Source organism: Pseudanabaena sp. CCNP1317, assembly GCF_034931345.1.
GTDB lineage: Bacteria > Cyanobacteriota > Cyanobacteriia > Pseudanabaenales > Pseudanabaenaceae > Pseudanabaena > Pseudanabaena galeata.
The window spans coordinates 1-17,509 of sequence record NZ_JAYGIF010000058.1 but is presented as its reverse complement, the minus strand read 5'-3'; the positions used below and the strand labels follow the sequence as shown (position 1 = coordinate 17,509).

The 17,509-nt window shown below is 46.1% G+C and carries 15 protein-coding genes; 14 read left to right on the top strand and 1 reads right to left on the bottom strand.

Annotated features, from left to right (window positions below; translation table 11 throughout):
• Positions 1-4: 4 nt before the first annotated feature.
• Positions 5-394: an ArsR/SmtB family transcription factor gene (locus VB775_RS12230; RefSeq protein ID WP_281010071.1), complete on the bottom strand. Its 390-nt coding sequence runs from the start codon at positions 392-394 to the stop codon at positions 5-7.
• A 539-nt stretch (positions 395-933) separates the two neighbouring features.
• Between VB775_RS12230 and VB775_RS12225 the strand changes: the two genes are divergently transcribed.
• From VB775_RS12225 to topA, 14 genes are all read left to right on the top strand, one after another.
• Positions 934-1,200, top strand: coding sequence for a hypothetical protein (locus VB775_RS12225; protein ID WP_281010072.1), 267 nt, complete (start codon positions 934-936; stop codon positions 1,198-1,200).
• A gap of 96 nt (positions 1,201-1,296) precedes the next feature.
• Positions 1,297-1,881, top strand: a complete 585-nt coding sequence (locus tag VB775_RS12220) for a hypothetical protein (protein WP_281010073.1) — start codon at positions 1,297-1,299, stop codon at positions 1,879-1,881.
• Positions 1,882-1,886: 5 nt separating this feature from the next.
• On the top strand, positions 1,887-2,207 hold the full coding sequence (locus VB775_RS12215; protein WP_281010074.1) for a hypothetical protein: 321 nt from the start codon (positions 1,887-1,889) through the stop codon (positions 2,205-2,207).
• Entirely contained in the window at positions 2,194-4,953 is a 2,760-nt protein-coding gene (locus VB775_RS12210) for a hypothetical protein (RefSeq protein WP_281010075.1), read from the top strand. Before VB775_RS12215 ends, VB775_RS12210 begins: the two co-directional genes overlap by 14 nt.
• A 32-nt stretch (positions 4,954-4,985) precedes the next feature.
• Entirely contained in the window at positions 4,986-5,957 is a 972-nt protein-coding gene (locus VB775_RS12205; protein ID WP_281010076.1) for a hypothetical protein, read from the top strand.
• 11 nt (positions 5,958-5,968) lie between these two features.
• The gene (locus VB775_RS12200) at positions 5,969-7,006 is read left to right on the top strand and encodes a hypothetical protein (RefSeq protein ID WP_281010077.1); all 1,038 of its coding nucleotides are present in this window, start codon (positions 5,969-5,971) and stop codon (positions 7,004-7,006) included.
• A gap of 9 nt (positions 7,007-7,015) precedes the next feature.
• A complete protein-coding gene (locus VB775_RS12195; RefSeq protein ID WP_281010078.1) occupies positions 7,016-7,819 on the top strand; it encodes a hypothetical protein in 804 nt (267 codons plus the stop codon).
• A gap of 34 nt (positions 7,820-7,853) precedes the next feature.
• Positions 7,854-9,395 carry a TrbI/VirB10 family protein gene (locus VB775_RS12190; protein ID WP_281010079.1) on the top strand — a complete coding sequence of 514 codons (1,542 nt, stop codon included), beginning with the start codon at positions 7,854-7,856 and terminating at the stop codon, positions 9,393-9,395.
• 32 nt (positions 9,396-9,427) lie between these two features.
• A complete protein-coding gene (locus VB775_RS12185) occupies positions 9,428-10,003 on the top strand; it encodes a hypothetical protein (RefSeq protein ID WP_281010080.1) in 576 nt (191 codons plus the stop codon).
• 1 nt (position 10,004) lies between these two features.
• Positions 10,005-11,270: a hypothetical protein gene (locus VB775_RS12180; RefSeq protein WP_281010082.1), complete on the top strand. Its 1,266-nt coding sequence runs from the start codon at positions 10,005-10,007 to the stop codon at positions 11,268-11,270.
• 9 nt (positions 11,271-11,279) lie between these two features.
• On the top strand, positions 11,280-13,193 hold the full coding sequence (locus VB775_RS12175) for a type IV secretory system conjugative DNA transfer family protein (protein ID WP_281010083.1): 1,914 nt from the start codon (positions 11,280-11,282) through the stop codon (positions 13,191-13,193).
• A gap of 9 nt (positions 13,194-13,202) precedes the next feature.
• Positions 13,203-14,468, top strand: coding sequence for a hypothetical protein (locus tag VB775_RS12170; RefSeq protein WP_281010084.1), 1,266 nt, complete (start codon positions 13,203-13,205; stop codon positions 14,466-14,468).
• A gap of 9 nt (positions 14,469-14,477) precedes the next feature.
• Entirely contained in the window at positions 14,478-15,179 is a 702-nt protein-coding gene (locus VB775_RS12165) for a hypothetical protein (protein ID WP_281010085.1), read from the top strand.
• Between the two features lie 37 nt (positions 15,180-15,216).
• The gene (gene topA / locus VB775_RS12160; protein ID WP_281010086.1) at positions 15,217-17,484 is read left to right on the top strand and encodes a type I DNA topoisomerase; all 2,268 of its coding nucleotides are present in this window, start codon (positions 15,217-15,219) and stop codon (positions 17,482-17,484) included.
• The last annotated feature ends 25 nt before the right edge of the window (positions 17,485-17,509 follow it).

The following is a 17,509-nucleotide window of genomic DNA, read 5'->3' as shown; positions in this document are numbered from 1 at the left end:
AGGATTAAACTTCTTGTAAATGCTCGGCAACTTCTCGATAGAGGTTGACAATATGCTCGTCTGCAAGGCTGTAATAAACATTACGCCCTTCTTTACGGTACGTGACTAATCTCGCCGATCGCAAAATTCGCAGTTGATGAGACACCGCAGAATCACTCATTTTCATGGCTACAGCCAAATCACAAACACATAGTTCTTGTCCTGCGAGAGCAGAGATGAGGCGCAATCGATGAGGGTCGGATAACACTGCAAAAAAATCTGCCATCTGTTGTGCTTGTTTGGGCGAGAATATCTCAGACTGACAAGCAACCACCTTATCTAGATGCACCAGATGAATCTCACAGGTTGGTGCATCATCAGTTTTTATAGGCTGTGTTTTTGACTTGGCTGGCATGGCAATAAAAATTGATAATCATTTTCAACTTCAATCTTACCAGAGCCTTATTTTTACTTTGAACCTTATTTAGTCCTTAAGCTATGCTTGCATATCCACTATCCCCATCATGCCAAGATCCTCATGGTCTAGTTATAGCTAATTAGAAAACTTTTCCTAATCTAGTTTATAGCTTTAACATCACTTTACATGGCTACCGCTATAGTACATCTGATGGGGAAGTGCATAGATTTTCCATTCGGGGACTAATCTGTAATCAACAAACAAGATTCTATCTCAAACAAATCCAGTAAATTCTGAACTAATAGACAATGGAAATATTGCTGAAGATATCAGACTCGATTAAGTTTCTTTCAAATAGATAATTGATATGAATGAAAAAGAGAATGTACAGTATCATATTAAACATTCTAGCCAAATAAATTAACCATTGATTGTCCGACAACTAAATGAATAGTGATCTAAACGACTAAAAAACTAACGAAAAATGTGCATTTGGCTCTACTTTACAAACAACTTAACAAAACGTCATATGCAACATGGAAAGACTAAAACTAACACTCTCAAATGCTGATTATCAGCAATGCCTAAAGCTTTGTCGCAAGGGGACTAGTCACATCTCTATGCTCAATCGCGCTCAAGTGTTGCTAGCTATGCACAATGGAGCCGCTATCCCAGCAATAATCAAGGTTCTAGGGATCGAAAGGACAGGGTTATGGCGACTGAGATCGCAATATCTCCGATGTGGTTTAAATGACGCTTTAGCAGATCATCGTCGTAAGCGTGATGTTGCAAATACAGCCTAAATCATCACTGTGTCCAGCTTCGGTGATTGACCAAAACAGGACTATGGTGCAAGATGCAGTCAAGCAAAGAAGCCCAATTTCTCCTATATTGAAAAAATGAAAACATCCTCAAACGATGGGATGAGAGTTACCTATACTCCTCATCGCAATGGTTCTAAATTCTTCAACAGAATTCAAGACCCACAGGTAGCAGCCTTAACCGCCACGATTGTCGGAATCGTCATTGCCTTCTCCTGTTCTAGAAGCATGTACCTGACCGCATTACTTGCCTTTATTGGCTTGCTGTTGGCTTTTCCCAAGACATTATTGATGCTGTATGGCAAAGTTGAGCAGCATTTGCGAAATCACAAGTACAGCCCTGTTTTATTGCTAGGAACGGGAATTGGCTTCCTGATCGGATTACTGTTGATTTTTACAATCGAGCCAGCCCAAGCCCAGTTTTTCAACAAAACCCAGACATGGTTAGGTGGTGCGATTCCTGGAATAGATGCATCTTTAGTTGCCTTAATCTTTAACGTGCTGCGAGCATTATTTGTGATTTATCTAGGGATTGGATTAGTAAAAGTGATCCAATCGGCTAGAAATGACGATGATTGGCAGCAATTAGCGCGTACTCCTTTGATTCTGGTGGTGACAGTGACTATGGGAGACATCCTAGCCGCAGTTATTACTGGGGTTTAGAAACCATGTCAGATGAGTACAAATTCCGTAAGGTCAATGCAATTCTGGGCGCAAGTCCGAAGATTGGTCCCTTTCCCACCGAACTGATTATTCCTTGGGCAATCATCAGCTTCACGCTATTTATGATTTGCTACGTGTTTCTGAATATGTCATGGCTGTGGGTATCAATAATCGTGGCATGGGGGGATACGACATGGTGGATTTTAACGGGTTCTAAACCCTATCGGTTTCTATCAAAATTCATCCCCGTACCAAGATGGACGCGAGGTGCGTATCGGTACAGGGATATGAGCAAACAGGAGCTAAAAAGATATGTCCGTCGCTAATCCAAAAGTTAATCGTAAAGGCTATAAGCACTTTGAAAAGGAGCTTGCCGTCGAATGCATCCTCAAATTCGAGCTGCGAGATCGGACAGTGAGTTGCTTTGTCCTTAAACAAGGTAACTCATCACTAGAATCATTGCAGTTTGTGTTTGGTTGGGAATCTAAAGGTATTCATACCACTCTGTCTGCTGAACAAGAAACTTCAATGTTTGACGCGATCCAATCGGGTTTGAAAGATATCCCTGATGGTGAGAAGCTGACAGTGCATTTTGGTTCGGTTAGCTCAGATCGCGATCGCCAAAATCAACTCCAAGAACTTTACGAACAAGCTGATACGCCGCAGTTAAAGTTTCTGGTGATGGGTGAAAAGCAAAGGGTACAGGAGCTATCCAAAGCAGGTTTGAGAAAACCTAAATTCCTACGCCTCTATGCAACCTACACGATTCGCGGATCGACTGCCGAGGGCAATGATGCTCTAGAAAAAGTGCTGGCTTGGGTGCAGAAGCTTTATCAGCAATTGGTTGGACAAGAAAAAGAAGCAGAGCAGGAGCGCCATGAGATTGCTTTTGCCAAAGCCTTTACCGATGGGTTTCTAAACTGGGAACAGATTCTATCCAATCGCATGGGTTTGGATTTGCGACCCTTAACAGATCGCGAACTGTGGGAACATCTCTGGCAACAATTTAACAGCAGTGAAGCACCACCGATTCCGCAATTGCTGGTGATGTCAGATCGCGGTGTGCAGGAACAGGTGACGACGCAAGTGCATATGAAAACATTATTGCTAGAGCGTCCTGACTCAATTCCCTTTGCTGATAATGGTTTCGTGCATCTAAAGGGTGAATATATTGGCGTACTCACCTTCATGGATAAGCCAGGCGGTTGGGTATCCAAGGGTAAACAGATGCGCTATCTCTGGGAAGCGATCGCCCGTGATGCGATATCAAACACCGAAGTTTTTTGTCAGTTCACAAGGGCAAATGAAACGATTGTCAAAGCGAATATGCAGCGTGTGACCAAGCAAAGCATTGTTTCGCAAGAGCAATCCGCTTCCTTGAATAACATCAATGTCAATGCTTCGTTAAAACAGCAAAGAGCAGTCAAAGCACAGGAAGCACTCTATGAGGGCGCAATTCCGATCAACGTGGCTGTAGCGATATTAATCCGCCGTCCTAGTCCCAATGCCCTTGATGATGCCTGTCGTTATTTTTGCAGTTGTTTTCAACGTCCTGCATGGGTAGAGCGGGAAACTGAATATGCGTGGTTGATGTGGAAACAGACCTTACCAATTACGGTTGGCAATTTGTTAGCTCAACCCTTTCCCCGCCGTCATGTTTATCTATCTGATGAAGCGGTTGCTTTTACGGGTTGTGTTATGCCCAGATCGGTCGATGAGACTGGCTTTGAATTGATTACCGAAGAAGGCGGTATGCCTCTGTATCTGGATGTGCGAAAGCATCGGAATATTGGTATTTTTGCGACCACTCGGGCGGGTAAGTCGGTATTGGTATCAGCTTTTATATCGCAAGCCTTATGCAACAACCAGCAAATTGTTGCGCTTGATTTCCCGAAACCTGATGGTACGAGTACGTTTACGGACTACACCCGTTTTATTGGCGATATAGGCGCATATTTCGATATCAGTAAAGAGTCATCAAACCTACTCGAACTGCCAGATTTAAGAGCATTCGCCTCTGAGCAAGCGGAAGAGCGTCTGCGAGATTTCAAATCCTTTGTGGAATCAGCGCTGATGACGATGGTATTCGGAGCAAGTCAGCATGACCTATCCTCATCGGAAAGACAACTGCGGCAACTAATTCGGGCTTTGTTAGTGCCTGTGGTTAATGCCTTCTTTGATGACGAGCAGATTAAATCCCGATACGATCTGGCGATCGCCGATGGATTCGGTACTGAAGCATGGAGTCAGATGCCCACCCTGTCAGATTTCTTGGATTATTTTCTGCATCAAGGAAAATCTGAGATTGAGGCGGATGTAGCAAGCAGCGAACAGATCGATCAAGCTACCAATCAAATCACGATTCAATTACGGTTTTGGCTAAACTCTCGCATTGGTCAAGCGATTTCACGTCCATCTACGTTTCGCAGTGATGCGCGACTGTTGGTATTTGCGCTGCGAAACTTATCGGAAGCGGAAGATGCTGCCATACTTGCCCTATCTGCATACTCAGCAGCCCTCAGACGTGCTTTATCATCGCCAGCCAGTATCTTGTTTATTGATGAAGCCCCGATCCTGTTTGAATATCCGACGATCTCAGAAATGGTAGCGCGGCTCTGTGCCAATGGAGCTAAGGCTGGTATCAAGGTGATTATTTCCGCCCAAGACCCTGACACGATCGCCAGATCGCCATCGGCTTCCAAGATTCTCCAAAACCTATCAACGAGATTGATTGGCAGAATTCAACCCTCGGCAGTAGATAGTTTTGTCAGCATTCTCAAATATCCCAGAGCGGTGATTGCTCAGAATGCGGAGGAGCGCTTTTACCCCAAACGGGAATCGATTTATTCGCAATGGTTACTGGACGATGGCGGGATTTATACCTTCGTGCGCTTCTTTCCCAGCTATATCCAGCTTGGAGTTGTGGCAAATAACCCCGACGAGCAGGAAGCGCGTACTGCTTTCATGGATTCGCTAGCAGATCCATACAAAGGATTAGCTGCTTTTTCGCGAGAGATGGCTAGTGCTTTGCGAGATGGGCGCAAGCTCAAATTACCTGAAGCCGTCCTTTGATTTCCAATTCTGAGCAACTTTCCTACAAAACTATGAAAATCAATCGTCTAACCTACAAAGCGATCGCCATCAGTTTCGTTACTTGTTCGCTAATTCTGACGAGTCCCAGAGATGCAAGTGCGCTCCAATTACCAGTTCCCACGGAACTTACAGGATTAATCGCGCAGGTCAATCAACTGATTACCTCGATTAACTCTGGTGACTTCCTGAAAGCGCAACTAGACAAGGCGCTGGGACAATACCTGCCCCAAGTTCAAGCCGCAATTACCCAATCAATTGGACAACTAGGCATCCCAGACCCTAGCAAAGCTGAAGCAGCCGTACTTGCCTCGATTAAAGGCGCATTTAACAGCGCTGGGTTAAATGGCACCTTTACAAATCAAGGGATGGTTACTGCTTCAGTTACCAATACTTCTATCCAAAATGTCTTGGGAGAAGAAGGGCAAGCAAGGCTGAAGAAAACCCTTGAAGAGATGATGCTCAACGCTCAGAATGTCGGACAGCTATCGCTAAATACAACTACAGGCGCTCAAACCAATGCCGCGATCGCTAGCACCGCCCAACAAATCGCGGCAAACTCAGTCAGCTTTGCTCAGAGTGCATTTTCTAGCGCTCAACAGGTAGATATGCTATCGCAGCAAGCGCAAGGAGCCGTAGCCACACAGGATGTACTCAAAATTGTGGCGCAACAAAATTCGGGCAATTCGGCAATTCTCTCGAATATTGCTTCCCAGTTTGGCAACAATGCCAATCAGCTTGGTAATGTTGCCAATCAAATTAGCGTGCTATCCGACCAGAATGCTCAAGTCGCCGAACAAAATAGCCAACGCACTCAGATCGAGGCGCAGCAACTTGCTTTGCAAGTACAACAAACTCAGCAAGGTGCAACCTCCCTGCTCAATCTTGACCAGATTAATACCGCCCTCAAAGGCGATCGCCAAGAGCGGGTGATGGAACGCAACTCTACGATTCAACAACGGATGCCCTATACCTTCCTACGCTAAAGAGATTAACCATGCTGATTGCTCAAGTTATTGTCAACAATTCAGAGGAGGTATCACTAGCCGTGCAGGGAGCATGGCAAGATACGTGGGAACTTGCCTTCAATGGCACTCTCTACAAAGCTCTTACCAATCTCGGACTCATTATTGCCGTAGCTTCTTTGCTGCTATGGACAATCCAATTTACCAAGAACCTGATTGATGACCAGAGTTATCGACAATTCGGTGAATTAATCTGGCCGATCATCGTGATTGTGCTGCTCACCAATGGCGGTCAAAACCTAATTGGGCTAACCAATGGGATGCGGACAGTAATCAACAATGCCAATAACTCGGTGCTAGGTGCGATTACCTCAACCGCCAAATTAGAGAAAACCCTATCCGCCCTAGCCGATTTCTCTGTTGCCCAAGAGCAAATAATTGCCTATCGCCAGCAATGCAATAGCATCACTAAAAATACGGAAATGCAAGCTTGCTTGCAAGAAGTGAATACCAAAGCACAAGCATTGCTGAGTGGATATGAAACAAACTACGGTGCAGTGGCGGCGGCTTTGATTGGCAAGTTAAAAAAACAAATCGATAAGGCAAGCGAAAACCCACTGGAAGCAGTTACGAATCTGTTCCCCGGCACAATCATTGCCCGCTCAATTATGTTGGCGGCGATCGAGACTTTTATGATCGCCATGCAGTCGGCTTTTCAGGCACTGATTGAAGTCGGGTTTCTGCTCACAGGTTTACTCGGTCCCCTTGCCGTCGGTGCTTCACTGCTACCTATCGGCGCAAAGCCACTCTATGCATGGATGACAGGATTCTGGTCATTGGGCATGGCAAAGCTAAGTTTGAACATCATTACAGGACTTGCCGCCACCGCGATCGCTGCTTCCGCCCAATTAGATACGCTCTCGATCGCAATTACCCTTGGACTGCTTGCGCCAATTCTTGCCCTAGCCCTATCGGCTGGTGGCGGTATGGCTATCTTCAGTGCCATTCTTTCGGCAGCAAGTGCGGCGGCTTCGGCAGGTTTAAATATCGGGCTACGAATTTCTAAGTAGGTAATCAAAATGAATTCATATACAGAAAGCACAACAGATGAAACTACTGCTTTGCATAGTTTTATTCCTGCGCCATCCTCTCCCAGTAAAGCCAAAACTCCTAAAGATGTACTGGTCGTCTCCATCCTGTTTGGCATATTGGGCTTATCGGCTCTCAATAGCTTGGGACTAATTGCCCTGACGGGGGCATATCTCTCCCTTGCTTCCCAGAAACCACCAACATTGGTGCAGCTAGTTGGCGGTAAAGCGATTACCGCGATCACGATGGAGAACAAAGCCAGATCGCCTGAAATTGTGAAGCAGTTTGTGACTCAGCAATTGCTTTCTCTGATGACATGGACAGGTGAATTGCCTTCAGATGCTCAGAATGGGAAACCCGTTCTCGATCCTGGTGTGGAAGTTACCTCCGCTCAAGGACTGAAGAAGAAAATTACCACAATTGCTTGGCAAGCTAGCTTTGGCTTTTCGGAAGACTTCCGCAAAGGTTTACTTTCGTCGATCGCGGAATTAACACCGACAGAAGTATTTTCAGGTGGGAGCAAAGTGATTTTAGTGCCTCAGAGCATTACTGCACCTGAAGAGATTGAAAAGGGGAAATGGAAAGTCAACCTTGTGGCAAATCTAGTTACTTTTAGTCCCAGCAATCAAGTTGGTGAATCGGTTCCCTTTAACAAAGAAATCTTCATTCAGGCGATCGATGTCCCGAATCTCAAAGCTGATGCTTCGCCGTTGGAGCAAGCCATTTTCAAAGTTAGAGCCTCTGGTTTAGAAATCTATGCCATGCGTGACCTTGCCAGAACCGATCTGAAATAAGGCTTTCTCATTTTCTCGATATTGGATTAAATATGTGACAGGAGTTGCCATGATTACGGAAGTTGCCGAACAGCCATTAGCCACTGAAAAAGCTAATGTAAAAGCTGATGAAATTGACTTTGCCTATCTAACGGGTTTTCAGCCTGATCTACCGCCTGATACTGGTGGTGAAACCAACGATGTTGATGAAGATGACGATCTCGATCCAGAGGAGCATCGCACCATACGGGGACTGATTAGTAGTCCTTTTTCTAAAATTGCTTTAGTCGGCGGCGCGGGCTTATTCGGCTTTTTGCTAGTCGGACTATTCATGAATAGTGTCATGTCATCCAGTGCTAAGCCCTTAGATGCGAAATCTGGTGGCAAAGATGCCAATACTGTTGTCGCTTCCACCCTCGATCCCAAAGATGCAGAAATCGCTAAGTTCAAGACCGATTTGGCTTTGGGTAGTCAGCTTTCCGCAGGTAAATCGAAAACATTGCGTCCAGCCGTTTTACCGAAATCAGATTCTAAACTTGATGCCAAAGATAAGGACAAGCCAGACCCAAATGCGACGAAATCTAGCGATCGCACTCTTGAGTCACCTGTAGTAGTCAGCAACCTCTCAGCGCCGCCATTGGCAAGTGCGCCCATCTATCCTGTACGACAAATCATGTCGCCAGTCGAACCGATGGTGATGCCTTCGCGTATTTTTGCCGCTAGTCCACCTGCGGAAGTCAAAAATCCTGCCGAAGAATGGCAGAGATTGGCAAGCATTGGTAGTTACGGAAATCTGGCGGCTCCCACCGAAATGCCGAAAGCGATCTTCCCTAATCCCGCGATCGCTAGTAATGCCAGCACCCAAAGCCTTGTGATTGAGAAACCGCGCTCAGATTCCTTAACCAGTTATCTCGCCCAATCCGAAAAGTCACTTCAGGCTATCAATGCCAATACTTTGCTAGTGGGGACTACCGCAAGAGCATCATTGAAAACAGCGTTGGTGTTCTCCACTGATGGTAGTCGGGTGATTGGCTCTGCCCCTGGACTAATCCCGAAATTTATCGTCACGCTCCAAGAAGCAATTTCAACGGCGGATGGGAAAGTTGCCATTCCTGCGAATGCGTCTCTAATTGTGGTTGCGCGTCCCTTGGATGCTAAATCAGGATTATCGGAATTAGATGTGGTTGGAATCGTGATCAATGGTCGAGAGCTTACGCCTCCTGCCAATGCGATTACGATTCGTGGTGCGGATGGTGCGCCGTTGATTGCAGATAAATACTTCGATCGCGGTTCGGAAATTAGCGGCATGGACGTAGGCACTTTTCTGACCTCCGCCCTTGCTGAAGTTGGCAAACTCACCAACAGTCCGACTAGTACCAGCAGCATATCTACGCTTGGGGGTAGTTCTACGGTTAATACAGCACCACCACCGAATTATATTGGAGCGGCGCTCAGTGGTGGCTTTGGCATTCTCTCAGAAACTTTGAATCGTCGCAGTCAACAGGCGCTCGAAGAAATCAAAACCCGTCCTAACGTCTTCTTTATCCCCGCAGGTAAAGAACTACAGGTATTTGTGAATCAGTCTGTGACTTTCTAATTAACTTCTATCAGTTGTTGAGTTCTATGGTTATGAGATTTTTACCATGTCAGAAATATTCCATCTCAGGACTAATCGCTTTTCTAGTCTTGTTCTTACCCGCGATCGCTCAGGCTAATCCCATATTTCCTGCTAAGCGTCAGGTTGGGGTCAGTCAAGCGATGGGTGTCAGTGGTGTGACCTCGGTGGTGAGACTATCGCCGATGCAGTCTTTGAATATCAGCTTCATCAAAACGGGCGAGATCATCAAAAAAGTATGGTTGGGCAATCCTTCTAAAGTGGTGATGGATTATGACAGTCCCCTCTGTACAGACGGTGCAAAGGATAGCAATTGCGGCGCAACCGTAATTAATCTGCGGCAACTTGCCCAGCCAATTGATTTGGAAATGAACTTACCAAGTGCCGCAAGGGGAAATCTCACATCCCTAACTGTGATTACAACAGGCGCAGGTGGGGGAAGAAATCTATACCAATTTCAATTAGTGCTGAACGAACCAACACCCGCCTACAGCATTTTAGAAATTGTGCCTGATGCCCAAATTCCTCGCCTTACACCGCTTAAACCCGCACTTCTAAATCGATCTAGTAAAACCTCTTTGGATTTTTAATATGTTTCGACATATCTTGCCACTGACAGCTTTAGCAATTCCCCTTGTGGTGATCGCTGTTCTCAATCCCCATATCACTTACGCGCAATCTTTGCCCAAGGTCGCTCAAAATACTGGAAATGTGCAATCATCGCAGATTCCCGATTTCACGAGAATTAGTTTAGAAAACTTGCCGCAGATTCAAGTCACCCCACAGCTACGTCAACAACTATCGCAGCTACTTTCACCATCGGCATTGAATAATCTCACAGTTGGGAGTCTGGTCAGTCCAGATCGATATCTGACCGTGGGTTCGTTTCAGTCGATGGGTTTAGAGCAGATGAGTTTACAGGCGATCGCTGATAAATCGGGTGTGGCGATCGGTAATGTCAGTCTCGGACAACTCGGCGATCTTGCTTCACAACTGACAATTAGTAGTTTGTTGCGATCGCTGCCCGATCTTAGTAACCAACCCTTGAGCCAAGTCAAACCAATTCTCGATCTGGCTCTGCAACAGACTGGTGTTGCCAACCTTGCAAGTCTGGGCAGTGAACTTACGGTCGGGCAGTTACTAAATGCTTTTCCTGAATTTGGCAATAGCTCCTTGAGCAGTCTTGGTTCTCAGCTTAATACCTACAGCCTTGATACAATTCCAGGCTTTGCCCAATTGCCCCTAGCAAATATTGAGGGTGCATCAAGTTTACTCCTGTCCAATTTGAATGCTGCGGGTTTGGGTAAACTCAGCCTTTCGCAATTTCCTAATGCACCGACGTTGTTACCTAATGTCCGTTTTGGCATTGTCGATATTGCCCTTGGCACTAAAGAGAAAAATCGAGTCAATCCAATTAGTGGTGGGATGACTGCATCGGGGTTTCAAGCGGTAGCCTGTGATGATTCCTATGCAGAATGTCCGCATATTGAAGTGACCGACTTTTTCGGTGGCTACTATACGGGCAAACAATGGATGACAGCCGCGCAACAGGTTCCTGACGGTTATGGATTTTTAGGTGGTTTGTTTGGCAATCGCGGTCCGGCTGGCAATCATCCGTTTGGTGATGCATTTCGGGTAACGATTGAGTCTTTGGATGAAGCTTCAGGTACGGTCACGCTTGGGTTGCGGTTTCGTTGGTGTCAACGCGCGTGGTTTGTGGACTTAGGCTGTACTCCCTACATTTCGCCACCCTTGCCGTTTCTAGTCCTGCGCGAAAAGAATACGATTCCTTACGTCGTTCCCAGTAACGCCACCGCCAACCTGTCGCTCTCGACTACTAAAAACAAAAGTAAATAGGCAATAGTCATGCATATTTTGAAATTATTAAATTGGCAAAAGCATCTGTTGTTATTGGCGATCGCTGTCTTGGCAACCTGTGTAAGTCCATCAGTTTCTGCTCAATCATTAACAGTTGACAGCGTTGCTCCTGTAGAGCAGAAAAAGTCTAATTCCATAGGATTACCACCCGAAATTGCTTTCATTACCAGTCAGCTATTTACGCCTACGGGTGGAATTATTGCGGCTTGTATTGTCGGCATGGTTTTACTGGGGCGGACAGGCGGTAGTAGCAAAAACAAATTAGCTCATGCCCATTGGGTCGGTGGAACGGAGATTGCGGCGGCGCGAAAAAAAGCTAAGGAGCAAATTAATCGTCGCGAACGCAATAAGCTGACTTTGTTTGTGGTTAAGCCTAAATTAGTCTTTCCTGCTGAACTAATCTCCAGCCCAGGCGTGGCGACACCGAATCATGAAAAACCAGTCGAGGGCGAAAAGCCCAAAGTCATTCAGGTATCAAAAACAGATCGGACAATTTGGCTACCCGATGCTAATCGCGGCATTGCTGTGCTGGGTGGCACTGGTTCGGGTAAAACCTATGGGGTGATCGATCCTGCCATTCGCAGTGCGATCGATCAAGGATTTCCGATTATTCTCTACGACTACAAATATGCGGAGCAGTCCTCACGGATTGCAGGAATCGCGGCGGATGCAGGATACAAGGTCAGTATCTTTGCCCCTAGCTTTCCTGAAAGCGGGATCTGTAATCCCCTTGACTTTATTCGCGATGCGACGGATGTGGATATGGCAAGACAAGTGGCGATCGTCCTGAATCGCAACTTTAAATCAGGAGGCAAAGGTAATGAAGATCCTTTCTTTACCAATAGCGGCGATCAACTGATTCAAGCCGTGCTGTTACTAGCCAAGACAACGCCTTATCCCGATATTATTTTCTGTGCCAAAGCATTAGGCGCGAATAATCTTCCCGCCAGAGTCCAAAATGCGAATCTACCGACTTGGGTAGAAACCAGTTTTGGACAGTTGATTTCCATGGCTGACTCTGAGAAAACGGTTGCTTCCGTAATCTCGACGGCGAGTATTCTCTTCAGTCGTTTCATGTCTCCCGATATTCTCAGCGTATTTTGTGGCAAGACCACGATTCCGATGAACTTAAAAGGTAAGCATCTGCTAGTGATCGGTATGAAACGCGAAAAGCAAGATGTGGTTGCCCCGCTTTTAGCGACTGTCCTGCATATGATCGTCACCCGCAATGTCACCAGCAAACGTGAAGATCCTCTCCTTGTCGCGATCGATGAGTTGCCGACCCTCTATTTACCGAGTCTTGTCCAATGGCTAAACGTTCACCGTGAAGACGGACTTTCTTGTATGTTGGGTTTCCAAAACCTCGTCCAGTTAGAAGAAACCTATGGCAAAGAGGTATCTAGGGCAATTTTCGGTGGTTGTGCCACTAAAGCGATTTTCAATCCCCTCGAACCTGAATCAGCAAAGATTTTTTCGGACTATCTCGGTGACGAACATCTCAAATACAAGTCAAAATCGCGGAGTTCAGGCGGTGGTAAGACTAGCACCAGTACATCGGATCAGGAAAGAACTCGCAAACTATTTGCACCAGAGGATTTTCTCAAATTACCGCAAGGTAACTGTATTCTCATTTCCCCTGGTTATAGCTCCAAGAAAGAAGCGAATGTCCCCCGTCGCTGCAATATCAAAATCCCTAAAGTTGATGCGGATCGGGCGGAAAACAGTAAATCTAGATGGGAGGCTCTAAAAGTCGAACTAGAACAGGAAGGGCATCAAATCCCCATTACCGACGCGGCGATCTTGGCTCGTAAGGATTACTTTCTAGATAACTTTCCTTTACCTGCGAAGGATACTCCTGCAACACCTAAGTCCACTGTTCCTGCTTGGGCTGAAGGTTTATAGGAGTACACTATGGTCTTTATTCAATCATCAGAAGCATCACAAGCAAATTCCCAACAACTAGCGATCGCTCAAACTACGATTGAGGCTTTAGCCGAATTACTAAAACTTTTACTAGCCAAGAAAGAGGATGAACAGCAAAAAGGCGATGCAGGTAAACAAGAAGCTGAGGCGCAACCATCTGGCTTTAGTGATGCGGCGTGGGACAAGGTTGCTAAGGAATGGGATCAGGACATCATGGATGATTGGTGGCGCAGATATCAGGCTGCACCCGATCTTTCCAATACTGCGGCTACTGCGACAGATACCAGTATTGTCATCGCCAATCCACGCAATCGCGATAAAGATGAACCTGATTTTGCGATGTTACCGAACTCGCCAATTAAGCCATCGCCTTTATCTGGTAGCGATCGCCATCCACTTTCGCAATCATCACAGCCGCCGATGCCAATTTTGGCTAAGAAAAACTACATCGATGTTGAGTCACGAGAGATTACTACTAAACAGGAACAATCAGACTCGCTCAGTCGCGATACCGATGGCGACGGCATTAGGGATGTGGATGAGATCCGCATGGGGTTAAACCCTCGAAGTCGTGATACGGATGGTGATGGTGTAAGCGATCTCGATGAGTTGGGGCGTTCTAATCCTTTATTGTTTGATGATTTTCGGCAACAGGTGATGGCGGCTGTCTCAGTGGCTCTAGTTACCAAGTTGGGTGTTGATGGTAAATATGAAGCTGAAGCCTATAGGATTCAGGCTCAAGATAATGTCTATGCGATCTCTGAGCAAGGTGGTAGTGAAATCGCGAAGTTTGAGTTAGCCAACAATCGTGCTGTTTTCAGTGCCGATCGCACCACGCTCGACCAGCAAATCGACTTTACACAGACTGCTGTGCAGACCACCAATATCGATCTGGCTGACCTGACCCAAAAGCAAGGTTATCCTGCTGCGATCGCCAAGATGGGAGATCTGGCTCCTGCTGGCTCTAGAGCGGTTGTCGTTGTCGATAATTTTCTCAGTCAGACAGGAAGAGAGACTTTTAAGGGTGAGAACTATACCTTGCAAAAGAATGAAAGTGGCGATATCGCGATCGCCAACGATAGGGGGGAAAACATTTTGCGAACTGATAAAGGACAAATCACTGCTCAGTCAATGACTCCAGAGGATTTGGCTAGTTTCAAGCAGATTTTTCAGCGCATGGGTCAACCTGCCTCCGTTGCTGATAAATTGCCGCGCTTGAAAATAGAACCTATTCAACCCCAGCTAGAGCGCTAGGAAAACACGATGATTACCGCTAATCCTGATGTTAATATCGCCCAGTTTGTGACGGCTTTTAATCAGCTTGTCGATATTCATATAGTCAACATTTTAGCGATCGCTGAACGAGAGAATTATCCAATTAATTTGACAGATTTTACTATGGAAGATAAAGACGATGTATTCGATGAAGAATGGGATTTGGCTTATGCACCAAGCCGTAATCCCGATTCCGATAGTAATGAAGCTCAATTGGTGAGTATCGCTATTCAAGAGCAGAATCAGATTAATTATGCAGCCCAGATTCAAGCGATCGCTCTGTCGATGTTTGATGGCTTAGCTAAACTGGGTAAAGACAAAACCGAAAATAAACGCGATGGTGCTGAACAGGAAACTTCGCAAACTTCCACTGATAAGGCAACTAATGATGAACGTGACCTCAAGCTGGCGCGTGATTGTCGAGAATTGCTGCAAGTTCAGGGTCAAGAAGATGGCAATAATCTTATCTTTGAGCGTCCTGATGGTAAGGGGAATTACAAGTTCAGTCTCGAAAAAGCATCGGATATGATGACTTTAAAGGCAAAGGATCGCCCTGTTAATCCGATCCTTGTGGAGTCGCAAGGCAAAATCATTGAATCAAATGTCACTGATCGAGATGCAGCCAATATCAGTAGGGCTGTCGCCATGTTGAATGCACAGCAAACCAAACCTCTTGAAAATCAGAAATAGTTCCATTTAACGATAAAGTTTACACAGGTACAAAAATATGAAAAAGCTGTTACTCGTTGAATCTCCATCTAAATGCAAAACCATCCAAGCCATCCTCGGTAATGAATGGCAAGTGGAAGCTTCCTTTGGTCACTTTACGGAACTAGCCAAAGATGGTGAAGATAGCTTGGGCTTTACGATGCACAAAGATACCAACAAAATTGAATGTCGCTATCAATTAACCGAAGGTAAAGGACAACAGGTCGTCGCTAAACTTCGGGCGGCTGTAAAAAATGCTTCAGAGGTGGTGCTTGCGACCGATGGCGATCGCGAGGGTGAGGGGATCGCATGGCATTTACAACAGCAACTTCATCTCCGTAATCCTAAACGCGCTGTCTATAACCAGATTACGCCTACGGCGGTTAAGGCGGCGATCGCCAATGCACATCAGTTAGATTTGAATCTGATTTCAGCGCAACGGGCTAGGCAATGCTTAGATCGGTTGATTGGGTTTAAGGTTTCACCTTTGGTAAGACGGACTAGTGGCGGTAGCTCGGCTGGTCGGGTGCAGTCAGTTGCTTTGCATATTGTCTGTCAGCGCGAACGGGAGATTAATACCTTTGTGCCGATTACTTACTGGTCGGTATGGACAGAATATACTGAAGGCTTCACGGCTTTCTATGCTGGTAGTAGTGAAATTGAGCCAGTGCTTGACGATCAGGATGTCACCGATGATGCGGCGGAAGTGAATACAGAATCTACGGTGGAGTCAAAACGGATATTGTCGGAAGCGGAAGCAGCCCGAATTATTCAAGTAGCCCGTAATCATCCCCATATCGTTCGCGAAGCAACGGGTGTGACTGCTCAGAAATCACCATTACCACCTTTCATTACCAGTTCGCTCCAGCAAGCTGCTTCAGTGAGATTAGGGCTATCGCCTGAAGAGACAATGAAATTGGCTCAAGAGTTGTTTGAGGGTGTCGATTTGCCCCAAGGTCGGAAGGGTTTGATTACCTATCACCGCACGGATAGCACTAGTCTCGCGCCTGAGTTTTGTGCTGAGGTGAAGGAATGGCTATCGAAACACGATCCTGATAATGTCCCTAAGAAAACTACTCGTCATCGTGAACAGGCGAATGCTCAATCCGCCCATGAAGCGATTCGTCCTACCTATTTGAGTATTACTCCGAAAACGGTTAGAGATCATCTCAGTGCCAAACAGCATCAACTCTATGAGTTAATCTGGCGTAGAGCCGTTGCCTCTCAATGTGCGAATGCTTTGATTCAGAAAAGTCGGGTGATTATTCAGGCAGGTTCGACGCTCTGGCAAACTAGAGGCAGTATTCTCACCTTTGCGGGTTATACGCGCTATTGGAATGATCTGAGTAAGGATAAACATATTCCTGCTTTAACGAGCGGTCAGACCTTGGCTTTGGCAAATGCAGGTTTTACGCAGAAACAAACTCAACCTCCTGCGCGGTATAGCGAGGCGAAGTTGGTACAGGTGCTAGAGCGTCAGGGTGTGGGTAGACCGAGTACTTTTGCCGCGATCGTGAAGACGCTGAAGGATAGAACCTATGTGTTACTTAAGGGTAAGGTTCTCGAACCTTCGGCTTTGGGAATGTCTACGGATGATGTGTTGCATAAAACTTTTCCCGATCTGCTCAGAGCCGATTTTACCGCAGGGATGGAGACGACTTTGGATGAAATCTCGGTGGGTAAGTTGGAGTGGCAAAGCTATTTGATTGGTTGGCATCAGTCCTATTTTCAGCCGATGTTGGCGCGGGCTTATACAAATCTCGGTGCGGATTTACAGCCAAGCGATCGTAAAAATGAGCTTTCAGATGTGGCTTGTCCTAATTGCAGTCATCCTCTCAGTAAGATTCCTTCTAAGAAGGTGAGTGGTGGGCATTTTCTCAAGTGTGAGCATGGCTGTGAGAATCTGGTCATGTTTTGGAGTGATCGCCGCAATCAGTGGGAGATTCCTCAACCGAAGGGTGAGAATGCAGTGATGGCGGAGGTTACTAGTTTTGCTTGTCCTGTCTGTGGCAAGCCTTTGGCTAAGTTTCCCTACCATAAGGATGGTGTGGATAAGGTAATGTTGAAGTGTGCGGATGTTCAGGCGCGGCAACGCAAGGATCATGCGGATGTGGTCTTTTTCTGGTCTTCTCAGGAGAAGTGGTGGTCGAAGAAGTTTGGCGATTTGGATGAGGCGGCTAAGCCGAATTTGGGTAAGGTTGCTACTGCGAAGGAGAAGAAAGTTTCTCAGGGGAAGCCGAAACAGGCGGGTAAAGTGGCTAAGTCTCGTCCTAAAAAGTTGTCTTGATAAGCAAGCTTATTTGCAAGTTTCT